Raw genomic sequence first — 15,066 nt, 5'->3', positions numbered from 1 at the left:
CAGTATTATCAGCAGCAATGATTGATAGATTGGCTCACAAAGCATATTTAGTAAATATGAATGGTAATAGTTATCGTTTAAAAGAAACCGAAGAATTTATCAAATCATTGGAATGAAGGAGGTTATATATGAAAAAATAAGATGAATTTAACAAAAACTTAATATTGTTTAAAACACGGATGTTTTCAACATTTTATTTTTTTGGCCCATTTTTCAATTATAATTTGGCTTACTTTTGAGTTGCAAAATACAATGGTAAAACAGTTGAAATTGTAAAAAGTGAGTTTCCATACCTCATAGGTAGGTTAAAAACTTAATAAAGCACTGGGTATATGGTGAAGTTGTGTTAAGTTTCCATACCTCATAGGTAGGTTAAAAACTTATAAAAGATTTGAAATAATCACGACCGCTTGACCTGGTTTCCATACCTCATAGGTAGGTTAAAAACATTTTAACCCCTTTTGGGGTGTTTGAAAAGGTAGACATGTTTCCATACCTCATAGGTAGGTTAAAAACAAGTTCTATTGAAAGAACTATCAGTGAAGATATTCCGTTTCCATACCTCATAGGTAGGTTAAAAACTAGTAAATGAACCACTTTATGATGAACATGGAAGGAAAAGTTTCCATACCTCATAGGTAGGTTAAAAACAATGGGAAACAGAACAAAAAAAATTTTTTAAATGGGGTTTCCATACCTCATAGGTAGGTTAAAAACGAAAAAGAAGTGGTGACTTTAAAAGTAACAAAAGAAAAGTTTCCATACCTCATAGGTAGGTTAAAAACATTACAAATATCGCCAAGATGGATGCGAAACTTATCGTTTCCATACCTCATAGGTAGGTTAAAAACTTTTACATAACGCACCCAAGCTTGGAAGAAGAAAAAATAGTTTCCATACCTCATAGGTAGGTTAAAAACTTCTTATAAGTATACTATGAATATCATAAAAAACAAGTTTCCATACCTCATAGGTAGGTTAAAAACACGTAGAAATACTGATTATTATTATAACACCTTTTCTTTTCATTTCCTTTATCGTGCAGTTTACTTAATGTAAAATTGCTCAACAATTATATTTTTAGAGCTTTATTTGCTTTCCGGATCCCCTCTATTTTTCCTTATTTTTTATGAATTAACCTAAACGTTACATGGTTACAAAATCGTAATTCACTAATAATAATATTTTTAGACGATTTTTATTTCCCCGGATCTCACGCTATAATTCGTATATCAAACTTTATTTTATTTAACAATGTTAAATTTTTATATTATTATTGATAATTATATAATAAATTAAAAATTTATTTAAAAAAGGCCGATTATAATCGGCCTAATTCTCCATATCCTTCTTCAATTTTATTTCCAATACCAAACGTTTCTAAATATAAAAGAAAAGGATAATGCCATTGTTCTACACTTTCAAACTCCAATTTTCCTTTCCAATATTTTTCGTCATAATTTTTTAATGAAAAACTTTTAATTATTGGTAATCTCTCTGTTGTTTTGATTTTCATGTATTTTTCAAATTCTTTTCTTTTTTGATCAATTTCATAAAAAATATTTTTTTCAAAAATTATGGGAGTAATTGTTTTCAAGATTACGTTTTTTTCATTAAAATTTATCTTTTCAATAATATAATTTTTAGGATAGTTATTGTATTCAATAGACCATAATTTTATATTACTATTGTTATATTCTATATATTTTCTATAATAATTATTTAAAGATAGCAATATAGTTCTCGCTAAAGGCCTATACATAGTAGAAATTTTTAGACCATATGTTTTTCTTCCTTTAAATGGACCTGTTACTTTTAAATATGGTGGTTTTAAATCTTTTATTTCAAATTCAAAATATTTATATATAATATAAGATAACAGGTTTTTATCTATTTTTTCTTTTTCTCCTTCAAAATACACTTCAATTTTTGCAAAAAACAACTACTCCACCTCTATGTTATTAATTTTTAACCATCCTAACGGAGAAAATGCATCCTCATTTTTATAAACAATTAATTTTTTAGATGCAGGTGATGGCAAATCACCATGATCATTATATAACTTATTTCTTAATGCTTTTTTATTATTTTCATTTAATAGATTAAATAAAGATACATAATTCCATCCTGAGGAATTTCCTATTCTTATCCCACCGATATCTTTTATCATTTTTAATATTGTTTTAAAACTATTATAATGTTTATATTCTAATGCTTCATATTCAATACTATTATTAAATTTTAATGATCCTGAAATTTCGGTAAAATTTAAAAGATAATCATTTTCTTTAATATCACCATAATATGTTCTTAACATCTTTTCTAAATCTCCTGGTTTTACTAAATTCCCCATTTTATTTGATAACCATTCATCATATGTTATCTTTATAGTAAATTTAATTTCTCTAGGTATAGTTTCCAAAAATATGGGAGCGCCTTTTTTTGCTTCAAATTTATTATTACTTATATGAAAAATTCTAACTCCGTATATATTTGCCTCGACGCTTTCATCTAAAATAATATCTTCAAATCTTAATACTCTTAAAAAATCCTTATTTTGATTATTACCATTTATTCTATCACTTATCAATTTTTTTTCAATATTATTATATAAATCTCTTAACCTATTATTACTAGATTTATTAGTATATCTTTTTATTTGACCATTATTTATAGATTGTGAAATAAAATTATTCAAATCACGTATAAATTGAACATCATTTTTTAAAAAATTATAATTAATTGCATTTCTAAATGCACCCTTAATAGATGATCCGGGTATCATTAGTTTCCCATCTATTGTTCTAATGTGAGCTCTAATTGTTTTTGCTATATTTTCGTTAAATCCAAGACTTTTTTTACAGTAGTACAAATATTTCGAACTTTCTGTATGTTTTGAAAATTTAAATATACTATTTTCAAAATTTCTTCCAGTTTCTTGCATATACTTAAGATAATATTTTTTATTTAATCTTGATATATATTTTATTCTTTTACCGTCTTCAATTGCTTCAGCAATTGTATATTCACTTACAGGAATTTCTGAATCAGTGCTGCCTATATATATTGGAGTTAAAGTTTCAACATGAATATTTATTTTTTTAAACATCTATATCACTCCAATTCACTTTTAAATATATTGGAGTTCCAGAAATAACACTCTCATTTATAGTAGTTTTTATTATCTTTCCTTTTATATCAAAATCAAATAAACTTCCTTCTTCAAAATACCTTACAGTAGGTTTCAATCCATTAGATCTAGTATCAAAAGATCTATATTCACTAATTTTATAATAACAATTATCATTTATTCTATTAATTTCTTCGTTTGTTGGAATATACATTCCCAAATTCAAAACATAATTATAATTTTTATTATTTAAAAATTTTTCAAATATAGTATTTTTTGAATCAATTATATTAAATTCAAAAGCACCAAACCCTCTTGTTTTCCTATAACCACCTAAACCTTCATCTTCAGAAATTCTTAAAGCAATTTCAAGATTATTTTTTTGTTCTTCTGGCAACTCAACTAAAAAATAAAATTTTTCTTTAGCTACCAAAGCACTCACCAAATATAGTGCTGTGGTATTATTTATCCTATCAATTGCAACTCCTGGTAATGTATTTCTTACAGTATAATTATCAGTTTTAATTTCATGTTCTTTTAGCCAATTTTCCAAATTTGAAATAGATATATACTGTGCTTTTTTTATTTTTTTAAAATTTTCTGGCTTTATTTTTTCTGGTAATTTTAATGGTTTAGGAATCAAATATTCATTTCCTATTTTTGGAAATAATGAAGATAATTTTATATTTTTTATAAATTCATAGGTTTCTTGATCAGATTTAATTTTATTTAATGAATTTCCTAACATACCTAAAATAGTATTTGAATTAGGAAAATCAGAATTTTCATCATCTTTATGTATTGTCTTATGAATAAAAGTCTTAAATTTTAATTCTACAATATAGACACCCATATAATCACTCCAATATTTCTTGGAGTTTATTTAATACTTCTTTAGGAGATTCTTTATATTCTATTTCTTTTGATTTATTACCATTTAAAAAATATTCTCTATCTTTTTTTATTATTTTGTCTATAACAAATTTAACTTTTCCATTACCTCTAGAACCACCTTTTCCTAAATAATCTTCTTCGACTAATTCTAACAATTTAAAAATATTTTCTAAATCTTCTTTTTTATGATTAATATCTTCAACATTATATACAATTTCAAATTCAAATTTTGTACCAGCTGGAACTCTTTCAATTTGCCTTGGAGTAGCCGCTGCTGTTATTCTATCCAATGAATTTTCAGTTTTCCATTCTGTATATGGTAAATCTGTATCTAATTTTTCTAAAAGTTCTTTACTTTCTTTGGTTAAATGAGCATCTCTAACTATTATTTTTGAAGGAATACTTATATTGTCTTTAGAAGAACCAAATAATCTACAAACTTTACAATTTTCATCATTACATTCATGTCTTTTTACAGCGTTTCTACAATTACCAAAAGTAACAAAATTTACATCTAAAACTTTTTCTAACAATGATCTCATCTTACCTTTTAAAGAACTTCCAGGAATATATGGTTCATTTGTTAATGGATTTCTTATAACAGGAGAATCAATCCCACCTATACTAATACCAAAATCAGCTCCTCCAATATGCAAACCACTTTTTAATTCAATTTCTCCTTTTATAATTATTTTTTCTATTATTTTTCCTGTCATTATCTATTCCCCCTTCGATTATTTTCTTCATTATATTTAAAGTAAGCTACTATAGAATCATAAAATTTTTTAAATTTTTCAAAAGATTCCACTGTTTTAATTTTATCTATAGATGGATCTATAACCCTTTTTAATTTTGATAAATTAGAATTCCTTACTGTATTATATGCCATTAATGGTTTTATAAATAATATTTCATCTCTAATATCTTCCGGAATACTATTTTCTAAATTTCTTGAAGACACCGCTGAATAAATTTTTGTTATATGTGTGTGTATTTTTCTTATTTGATTTGTTTTTGCACCATCATTATGAATTTTTTCAGCAACTTCCTCAGCATCTTTTATCATTTGTTCAGTATCATACTCTTCAAATGATTTTAAATTCTTTATTCTATTTACAATATCTTCGATTGCCATTTTTCCGCCCCCTTTATTTTCTAATATATAAATCTACTATTTGTATTGTTTTAAATAGTTTATTATTTATTTTTTCATTTAATATACTTCCTATTATTTTCTTATCTTCATTATTTCCTCTTGCATATGTATAATATAGTAATGGTTTTTGTAAGTTTTCTTCTTCTTTTCTTTCTATCTCAGAATCCTTTAAAACAACATTTTGAGATATTCCAAAAAGCTTATACAATAATGATCTACTTATATTATTTTTATATTCATTTACATTAACTTGTTGTTCTTTATTACTAATGCGTTCTTCACCTATTATTTTTCTTATGAGTTTATAAATTTCTTCTACTTCATCCCAAAAAAATGTTGAATTTTTCATAGTAAAATCCGGAATCAAGGTTAATGAATCTTTTTCTTTTTCGCCTTTTTTATTTGATTTAGCCATATCTTCAGCTTTCCCAGAAAATTCAGCTAACCATTTTAATGCTGTTTTATTATTTTCTAAAATAAAACCACCTGATAATGTTATATCTGAATTTTTTACAAAATTATCAAATATATTTTTAATCTCTAATGCACTTTCAAAAACCTCATTCCATGCCCCTACATAAAACAAATCATCTCCACCGGCATAAATAATCATTACATTTCTTTCTGGGGAATTATTTTCATTTACATAAAAAATTCTTTTTTCATATTTTTTTGGTACTTTTCCAGCACATATAGTAGGAACATAGGATGAAAAGAATCTATTAAGCATTTTCGATAATGTACTAACTTTTTGTAATGTTGGTTCTTCTATATATGTAGAAAATATAGATCCTAAATTATCAACATCTGATCTAAATACACCTATTAATTTCCTTCCTATAGATTTTTCACTTAATTCTTCTAATGTAGTGTGTCTCTTTGGAGTATATAATGATAGCAATATTGGAGTTAAATTATTTTTTACTTTTAAATATTTTCCTAAATTATATATATATCCTTTATATTCTTCTTTTATATCTTTAACAACTATAAATCTCTTTCCAAATATCTCTAAATATCCGTATGGATCTTCAATTATTGCACTTCCTTCTATTAAATCTTTTCCAAATTCTATCATAGAATCACAAAAATCACATACCAATTGTTCCTTTTTCTCTTTTAAATTTTCTGAATAAACATTACATATATCACAAATCTTATCAGAAGAAATCTTTTCATATTTTATTTTAAATAATTCTTTTAAATCTTCTACAGAATATGGATGATACTTTTTATTATTAATTTTTTTAGAACTTCTGCTAAAGACTTTTGATATATCTTCTTTTAATTCAAAAATTCCAAATTCTTCTATATTAGTAATTATTTGCAATTCAGGATGTTTTGCTAATATCCAAGAGTTAAACTCTAAAATAGTTTTAGATATAATTTCTTTATTTTTTTCAGAATTTGGTAATATTAAATAAAAATTGCCTCCACCTATAAAATGAATATGAATTCTTGATAAATCAAGTTTTTCTAATAATGTATCTACAAAAACTTCTTGCAATAATTGCAAGTATACTGATCTTGCCCTCAAAGATTTTAATGCACCTTTAGTATTTATTGTATATATAAATTTTTGTGTTCCAGACATATCTCCATGCAACAATAAAAATGGTTTTTCCTTATTTTCAGATAATATATACGATGTATAAATTTGAGATTTAACCCTAGAATGTTCATACAATGAAACTTCTATCTCTTTTCCAGTCGTAGCAGGTACAAAAGATAAGTATTTTTCTAATATATACATAATTTTATTTAATGTTTGATTTTCTTTTAAATCATTTTTTAAATTTTCAACAATCTCATCATATGTTGTTGTATTTTCGCTATCCGGAAAAACTATTTTTTCGTAATTTCCTTCATAATCTATTATACTAATAGGGAAATAGCTTTTAGTTTTTTTAGAATTTTTATTTTTACTAATTGTTGAAAAAACATTTAGTAATTTTTGATTAATATTATTTTCATCTTCTAACTCTAAAAAATTTAATTCATCTAATATTTTGGGATTATGATTAATATTTAATCCAAAATATTTTTTTAATTCATCATATGATAATTTTCTTTTTTCTTTTCTAAATAAAACACGCCATAATTCTGAAGTTAAATAAGAAATAGGTATTTCCACAAATCCACCCCCTTAAATTTTTTCTACACATCCAAACCCTATTGAATTTTTACTTCCTATTCCACTGTCATATGCAAATTGAATTAAATCAGGATCTCCATTTAATTCAAATTTACCCATCCAACCTTTTATCACAATATTTTTATATTTAACAATTACTTCTTTAGCATTTTTTATATTTTTTATGTGAAAATTATAACTTTTTGGTTCTCGATTATAAAAAGCTTTATATTTATTAATTAAATTTTTTCTAATTAATTCATTAAACTCTGTTTCATATGGCGTATAGTAATAAGTTTTTTTCTTTCCATCCTTTTCAAAAGTAGAATAAACAGTAATTGCTGATTTTGTTACTACAGTTAATTTTTCTGAAGGAATAATGGAGGAGTAATCTATTTTTGATATTTTTACCTTTTGATTTAATAATTCTATTATAGGATTTCTAAACATTCTATCCATGACATACATCATCAATTGATTATCTGCTGAAGATATAATCAATTGTCCTTTATTTTTATACTTTACAAAATTTTTATTTAATTCAAATTCTCCAAATATTCTAGAAAATGTATACATTTTATACTTTCTTTTTCCATATTCATAACCTTTATCATGTATAAATTCTGCATAATCTTCATTATCTATATATTTTAATATCATACCTTGTAAAATATGGTTATAATGAATTGGCAAAATTAATTCATTATAATCTAAATATAATTTTAGTCTCATTATATCCCCCTTTTAATTTTTTTTACAGTAAATTAATATATCAATAGATATATTTATAAAAAAATTAATCTATTCGATATTTTATTTTATCATTTTAATTTATTTTTGTCAATAAAAATAATTTTTTTGATTAATCATTAAAAATTATTAAAGCCCGCTTCTAATTAATAAGCGGGCTTTAATAATATTTTATCCTTTAAATTGTCCAGCAAAATGACATGCTACTTGATGTCCATCTTCTAATTCTACTAGTGGCGGTTCTTGTTTAGAACAAATATCTTTTGCAATTGGACATCTCGGGTGGAATCTACATCCACTTGGAGGATTAATAGGACTTGGAACATCCCCTTGTAAAATAATCCTCTTCTTTTTATACTCAGGATCTGGTATAGGAATTGCAGACATTAATGATACTGTATATGGATGCAATGGATTGTCAAACATTTCTTTTTTATCTGCTAATTCAACTACTTTACCAAGATACATTACAGCAATTCTGTCAGAAATATGTTTTACAACAGCTAAATCATGAGCAATAAACACATATGTTAATTTAAATTCATTTTGTAAATCCTCCAACAAGTTTATAACTTGTGATTGAATAGAAACATCCAATGCAGAAACAGCTTCATCGGCAACAATTAATTTTGGATTTAACGCCAATGCTCTTGCAATACCGATTCTTTGCCTTTGTCCTCCAGAAAATTCATGTGGAAATCTATAAATATACTCTGAAGATAAACCAACTTTTTCTAATAAATCTTTAACTTTTTCTGTAGCTTCTGCTCCATTTTTTACTAGTCCGTGTGTAAATAATCCTTCGGCTATAATACTTCTAATTCTTAATCTAGGGTTTAAAGAAGAATATGGATCTTGGAAAATTATTTGCATATTTCTTCTAAACCATTTTCTTTTTTCTTCTAATTTAGACAACATTTCTTCATGTAAACCATTATATCCACTATTAAAATATATTTCTGCATATTTTTTATCTACATCATCCTTCAAATTTTTTATTACTTCATCTTCAGTTTTATACTTATTTTTCATTTCATTAAATCTATTTACATAGGTTTCATTAATATATTTTCTAGCTTTAGATCCTTTCATAAACATAGGAGTTGTATCTAAACCATCAACAACAATTCTTCCTGATGTTGGATTTAATAATCTTAATATAGTCATACCTGTAGTACTTTTACCACAACCTGATTCTCCAACCAAACCTATTGTTTCACCTTCAAATACTTTAAATGAAACATCATCAACCGCTTGTACATGAGCTACAACCTTTTTGAAAACACCTGCTCTTACAGGGAAATATTTTTTTAAGTTATCAACTTGCAATAGAACTTTTTTCTGAGACATTATTTTTCACCTACCCTTGATTTCTCTACTTCTTTAACCAATTCATCTATATAGAAGCATCTTGAATAATGACCGGGTTCAACCTCTACTAATTCTGGCATATCATCTTTACATCTATCTTTTGCTAAGAAACATCTATTTGAAAAACCACACCCTTTTGGAAACCTTCTTGGATTAGGAACAGTTCCAGGAATTGACATTAATCTATCTACTTCTTCATTTAATTTAGGTATTGATTGCATAAGTCCCCATGTATATGGATTTTTAGGTCTTTTAAAAATAGAAACTATATCTCCATATTCTACAATTTTACCAGCATACATAACAGCAGCTTTATCTGCCATTTCTGCTACAACACCTAAATCATGAGTAATAAATATTATAGCCATACCATATTCTTTTTGTAACTCTTTCATTAATTCCAAAATTTGTGCTTGTATAGTAACATCAAGTGCAGTAGTAGGTTCATCAGCTATTAAAACTTTTGGATTACATGATAATGCCATTGCAATCATAGCTCTTTGTCTCATACCACCTGATAATTCATGTGGATATTGATCAACACGTTTTTCTGGTTCTGGAATTCCAACTTTTCTTAATAAATCTATTGCTCTTTGTCTTGCTGATTTTTCATCCATTCCCATATGAAGCATAATCATTTCAATTATTTGATCTCCAACAGTAAATACCGGATTTAAAGCTGTCATAGGTTCTTGGAAAATCATAGCTATTTCTTTTCCTCTAATATGCCTCATATCATCTTCTGGAATTTTAGATATATCTTGTCCCTTATACAATATTTCACCATCAGCTATTCTTCCATTTTCATCAAGTAATCTCATAATACTTAATGAAGTAACTGATTTACCTGATCCAGATTCACCAACAATAGCTATAGTTTCCCCTTCACAAACATCAAAAGATACTCCTCTAACAGCTCTTACTTCACCGTCTTCAGTAGAAAAATATGTATGTAAATTATTTACTTTTAATATTGGCTCTTTCATTGTTTGCCTCCTTCCTAACCGCGTAGTTTCGGATCAAATATATCTCTGAGTGCATCTCCAACTAAGTTCCATGCTAAAACAAATAAAACCATTGCTGTACCAGGATACATTACAGTATACCAATAATCAAATGCTCCACCAGTACCACCTAAAATCCAGTTTCTTGCATAATTTAATATAGATCCCCAATCAGCATATCCTTGAGGAGCTCCAACACCTAAGAAACTTAAAACAGCAGCAGTAATAACCATTGATCCAATTCTCATAGAAGCTTGAATTAATACAGGGAACACGGTATTAGGCAAAATATGTTTAACAATTATTTTAGAATCTTTCACTCCTAATGCTTTTGCAGCTAAAACATATTGATCATTTTTTGCTTGTAAGATATTACCTCTAATTAATCTTGCAGAACCCATCCAACCAAAAACAATCATTGCAATCATAACCTTATCAAGACCAGTTCCTAAAACTGTGGTTAAAACCATAGCTGATAACATAAATGGAATAGACATAAAAATATCTGTAATTCTCATTAAAACTTCGTCTACCCATCCGCCAAAATATGCAGAAATTGATCCTATAAACAAACCTATAACAGTAGCTGTTAAAACAACTGTTAATCCAATTTTAAATCCAGTTCTTGTCCCCCAAACAACACCATAATAAATATCTCTTCCATTACTAATACCAAAAGGATATTCTTTTGAAGGTGGTTGAGGTGTATTTTCATATGTTACTATAGGCATAACATATGGATCATAATTTAAATCTTTAATGTAATTTTCTTTTAAATCTTTAAAATATTTTTTTGCTGATTGTAAAAACTCTTCAACAGAAGTATTTTTAGAATTTATTTCTTCTAATTCAGCATTCATTTTTTCAGCATTTTTAGCTTTAGCTAAAAATGCATCAAGACCTTTTTCCAAATCTTTTATAGCCAAATTAAATTTTTTACTATCATTTAAATTATCTTGAATATTAGTTAAGTATGATTCATCTAATATATATTCATCTGTTAACGGAGATAATGCTTCAATTAATTTTTCCAAATTTTTATCTGTTTTATTAGATTTATATTCATTCAAAGCTTCTTTTAAATTTTTAACATCTTCAGAATATTCTAAATAAAAACCATATGTGAAATCATAATAGTCAGTAAAAGACATTGTTAAATCATCTATTAAAGATGGATTTTTTGTTTCTTCCAATTCATTTAACATTTGCTCCATATTTTCTATTTCAGGATCAATTGGAATTTGAGGAGGAGCTAATAATGGAGCAAAAGCTGCTACTAAAATAAAAAATATTAAAAGTATTAAGCCTAACATAGCTGAAGGGTTTTTATAGAACTTCCTAAGAGCTCTTTTTAATTCTTCATTCATTTCAACTCACCTCACTCGTATCTAATTCTTGGATCGATTAATGCATAAGATATGTCAATGATCAAATTACCGACTATTAGTATAAATGACGAAAATAATAACATACCCATTATTGAAGCATAATCAAGTTGTCCTGCAGCTTTTGCAGCAAAACTTCCAATACCTGGTCTTACAAATATTGTTTCAACAATAATAACTCCCATAATCAATCCAATAATCATAGATCCTGCAACTGTAGCAACTGGAATTAAAGCATTTCTTTTAGCATGCTTATTAATTACCACTCTTTCTGATAAACCCTTAGCTCTTGCTGTTCTAACATAATCTTTACTTAAAACTTCTAACATTGATGATCTTGTAATTCTAATTAAATATGCCCACCATAAGTAGGATAATGTTAAAATTGGACCTATTAAATGTCTTAATCCATCCCAAAATACATCTAATCTTCCATTTAATAATCCATCAATAGTTACTAACTTAGTATATTGATGAAAGTCTGGCGAATTGATTATACTTTCAATTTGCAGACTAACTCTTCCAGGGGGGAACCAACCAAGCCAACTATAAAATACCATAAGTATTAATAAGCCAAAAACAAAATCCGGGAATGACCATCCTACAATAGAGAAAATTCTTATTAAATGATCTTGCCACTTATTTCTATGCAATGCAGCCTTAACACCCAACCATACTCCTACACCTATAATTGGAAATATGGAAAATAAAGCTAATTCAATTGTTGATGGCAATCTACCTAAAATAGCCTTGCTTACAGGTTCCTTACCAACAATTGACCATCCCAAATCTCCTTTTACTACATTTCCAATCCATTTTACATACTTTGTTACTGGATCATCATTTAATCCATACTTTTCTTTAACCATTTCTAACTCTTCAACAGACATTTTATCCAAAGAGTTAGGATCAACATATGCGGCTAATAATTGATCTTCTCCTAATAATTGCATCATGGAGAAAACTATCAGTGTAACCCCAAAAATTATAAGAGGTAGCAATAATAACCTCCTAATAATATACGCCGTCATAACAGCACCTCCATATTTTAAAATATAAAATCATTTTATTATATCACAGAAACATATTATTCAAAAAAGAAAAAAGATAAGGAGAGGTATTCACCCCTCCCCTTAAATTGAAATAATAGTAATTATCTAAAAATTTTTAAATTATTCTGATTTTGAATATGCGTAATAATCGTCACCTGGTCTAATTGAGTTTGGATACCAACCTTTTAACCATTTTCTATGAACCCTTACACCAACTGGTTGATATAATGGAACACCTAAACCTTCTCTAATTACAAATTCTTGAATTTGAATATATAATTTTTCTCTTTCTGCTGGATCTGTTAATGATGATGCTTCATTAATTACTTCATTTAATGATTTACCGCCAAAGAATGCTTGTGGTGCATTTGCAAATTTAGCATATTCTTCACCAAAGTAATAACCATAGTCACCGTCTGAATGATAGAATGTGTAAATAAAGTTGTTTGGATCAGGATAATCTGCTAACCAACCTAAAATGTATAATGGCATTTTTCCATTTTTTCTAGCATCTAAGAATGTTGGCCATTGTACTCCTCTAACTTCAGCTTGGAATTTAGGATTGATTTTCTTTAATGAATCTGCTAATAATTCAGCTGATTTTTGTCTTGCTTCATTACCTGTATTGTAAAGAATTGTCATTTTGAAACCTTTTCTCCATAATTGTCCTCTGTAAGCTCTCTTGAAGTATTTTGTTGCTTCAGCTAAATCAAATGCTGGTTTTTGTAATTCGTCAGAGTAACCTAAGAATCCTTTTGGTAATGCTGTTGGAACCAATTCTCCATAACCATCTAATACATCATCAATCATTTTTTGATAATCAAATGAATGAATGAAAGCTAATCTTACATTTTTATCAGCAAAGAATGTTGTTGGAATACCTTCACCGTCTAATTTACCGCTTCCAATATATGGTGAATCTGGTTTTACTTGCCAGTTGAAGTTTAATGTTGTTACAGATACTGATGGTAAACCTTCGATAATTTCTAAATCTGGATTTCCTTTTACTTGGTTCAAGAATTGTACAGGTACAGCTGCGATATCTGCTTCACCTTTTTCTAACAATGTTTTTCTTGTTGACCATTCATCTACTCCCCAAATAACTACGTTTTCAACTTTTGCTGGACCTCTCCAGTATTCTGGGAATGCTTTTAATGTAACTTTTTGTTCTGTTCTGTTCCATTCTACTAAAGTAAATGGACCTGAACCAATTTCTTTTGCGTATAATGGTGAATCTTCTTTTTTCCAATCGTGGAATTTCCACCATCCTTCTTCTTTTCCATCCCATAATCCTAAATCCATTGCAGCTTTACTGTCTAATATTGCTCCCCATGATGAACCTTGTGCAATAATATTTAAGAAATATACTTTTGGAGCTGCTAAGTGGAATACTACATAATCGCCATCTACTTCAATTTTTGGATCAATATAATTTTTGTAGAAATCTAATAAGATTTGTTTTGCTTCATCACTTACAGGATTTTTATCAGCATCTACTAAATCTGACCATGAATGTCCTGTTAAACCCTTAACTGCTGATTTTAAACTGAAGTAATCTCCAAAGAATACTTCGTATAACATCCAGATAGGTCCGCCACCAGGATTTCCAATTAATGCTCTTTCAAATGTATATTCAATATCATATGGTGTTAATTCATTTCCACTGTGGAATTTAACGCCTTTTCTGATTTTGAATTTAACCGTATTTCCGTCAATTTCCCATGACTCTGCTATTCTTGGAGCAAATTTACTTAAACTTGAACCTACATATTCAATAAGGTTGTCATATACATTAAAAATTACTTCACCACTAGCTGTATCGTATGCTTGATGTGGATCTAATGTGTCTGGTTCCCCAATAGTTACATCAACTATTGTATTGGGGTTCATAACTTCAGCAAATGTAAAAATAGAAAATACTAATAAAAGTGCTACTAAGAGTTTCTTCATACTGTCCCCTCCTTGATTAAAATTTATTCCGGTATTATTTTACCACAAAAAAATAAAAATTACAAATACTTTATCAAAGTTTCTAATACATTAAGCAAAGACAAAATTATTATCTTTACTATTTCTTTATAATTAATTGTAATATAATAAAAATATCTAATTATAATGAAAAATCTTTCATTTACTCTTTATTTTTCAAAATATCTTTTTATTGCTAGAAATTTTAGTATATAAAAAAGC

13 protein-coding genes, 1 pseudogene and 1 CRISPR repeat array are annotated in these 15,066 nt (G+C 27.1%); of the genes and pseudogenes, 1 reads left to right on the top strand and 13 read right to left on the bottom strand.

Annotated elements, in window-relative coordinates; all coding sequences use genetic code 11:
- Positions 1–116: ATP-binding protein (locus AS160_RS11400; protein ID WP_277601287.1), on the top strand; the 116-nt coding region annotated here is incomplete at its 5' end.
- 167 nt (positions 117–283) lie between these two features.
- Positions 284–986: direct repeats of the CRISPR family, unit length 30 nt; unit sequence GTTTCCATACCTCATAGGTAGGTTAAAAAC.
- 335 nt (positions 987–1,321) lie between these two features.
- On the opposite strand, the gene AS160_RS06310 is transcribed toward AS160_RS11400, so the two are convergent.
- The 13 genes and pseudogenes from AS160_RS06310 to AS160_RS06255 form a co-directional block, all read right to left on the bottom strand.
- Positions 1,322–1,942 carry a hypothetical protein gene (locus AS160_RS06310; RefSeq protein ID WP_165146550.1) on the bottom strand — a complete coding sequence of 207 codons (621 nt, stop codon included), beginning with the start codon at positions 1,940–1,942 and terminating at the stop codon, positions 1,322–1,324.
- A complete protein-coding gene (gene csm5 / locus AS160_RS06305) occupies positions 1,943–3,109 on the bottom strand; it encodes a type III-A CRISPR-associated RAMP protein Csm5 (RefSeq protein WP_165146547.1) in 1,167 nt (388 codons plus the stop codon).
- Positions 3,102–3,983 carry a type III-A CRISPR-associated RAMP protein Csm4 gene (gene csm4 / locus AS160_RS06300; RefSeq protein WP_165146544.1) on the bottom strand — a complete coding sequence of 294 codons (882 nt, stop codon included), beginning with the start codon at positions 3,981–3,983 and terminating at the stop codon, positions 3,102–3,104. The genes csm5 and csm4 overlap by 8 nt, the downstream gene beginning before the upstream one ends.
- A 4-nt stretch (positions 3,984–3,987) precedes the next feature.
- Positions 3,988–4,740: a type III-A CRISPR-associated RAMP protein Csm3 gene (gene csm3 / locus AS160_RS06295; RefSeq protein ID WP_165146541.1), complete on the bottom strand. Its 753-nt coding sequence runs from the start codon at positions 4,738–4,740 to the stop codon at positions 3,988–3,990.
- Positions 4,740–5,159, bottom strand: a complete 420-nt coding sequence (gene csm2 / locus AS160_RS06290; RefSeq protein WP_165146538.1) for a type III-A CRISPR-associated protein Csm2 — start codon at positions 5,157–5,159, stop codon at positions 4,740–4,742. The genes csm3 and csm2 overlap by 1 nt, the downstream gene beginning before the upstream one ends.
- A gap of 13 nt (positions 5,160–5,172) precedes the next feature.
- Positions 5,173–7,314, bottom strand: coding sequence for a type III-A CRISPR-associated protein Cas10/Csm1 (cas10, locus tag AS160_RS06285; protein ID WP_165146535.1), 2,142 nt, complete (start codon positions 7,312–7,314; stop codon positions 5,173–5,175).
- A 12-nt stretch (positions 7,315–7,326) separates the two neighbouring features.
- Positions 7,327–8,046, bottom strand: a complete 720-nt coding sequence (gene cas6 / locus AS160_RS06280; protein ID WP_165146532.1) for a CRISPR-associated endoribonuclease Cas6 — start codon at positions 8,044–8,046, stop codon at positions 7,327–7,329.
- Positions 8,047–8,235: 189 nt separating this feature from the next.
- A complete protein-coding gene (locus AS160_RS06275; RefSeq protein WP_165146529.1) occupies positions 8,236–9,414 on the bottom strand; it encodes an oligopeptide/dipeptide ABC transporter ATP-binding protein in 1,179 nt (392 codons plus the stop codon).
- Positions 9,414–10,421: an ABC transporter ATP-binding protein gene (locus tag AS160_RS06270; protein ID WP_165146526.1), complete on the bottom strand. Its 1,008-nt coding sequence runs from the start codon at positions 10,419–10,421 to the stop codon at positions 9,414–9,416. Before AS160_RS06270 ends, AS160_RS06275 begins: the two co-directional genes overlap by 1 nt.
- A gap of 14 nt (positions 10,422–10,435) precedes the next feature.
- On the bottom strand, positions 10,436–11,299 hold the full coding sequence (locus AS160_RS11625; RefSeq protein WP_346774427.1) for an ABC transporter permease: 864 nt from the start codon (positions 11,297–11,299) through the stop codon (positions 10,436–10,438).
- 396 nt (positions 11,300–11,695) lie between these two features.
- Positions 11,696–11,806 (bottom strand): annotated as a pseudogene (locus AS160_RS11620) (ABC transporter permease); the annotation flags it as partial.
- An 11-nt stretch (positions 11,807–11,817) separates the two neighbouring features.
- Complete coding sequence (locus AS160_RS06260; RefSeq protein WP_165146520.1) at positions 11,818–12,855, bottom strand: ABC transporter permease; 1,038 nt, start codon at positions 12,853–12,855, stop codon at positions 11,818–11,820.
- 141 nt (positions 12,856–12,996) lie between these two features.
- Positions 12,997–14,826 carry an ABC transporter substrate-binding protein gene (locus AS160_RS06255; RefSeq protein WP_165146517.1) on the bottom strand — a complete coding sequence of 610 codons (1,830 nt, stop codon included), beginning with the start codon at positions 14,824–14,826 and terminating at the stop codon, positions 12,997–12,999.
- Positions 14,827–15,066 lie beyond the last annotated feature (240 nt).

This window comes from Marinitoga sp. 38H-ov (assembly GCF_011057715.1).
Taxonomy (GTDB): domain Bacteria; phylum Thermotogota; class Thermotogae; order Petrotogales; family Petrotogaceae; genus Marinitoga.
This window is presented reverse-complemented; position numbering and strand designations above follow the sequence as displayed.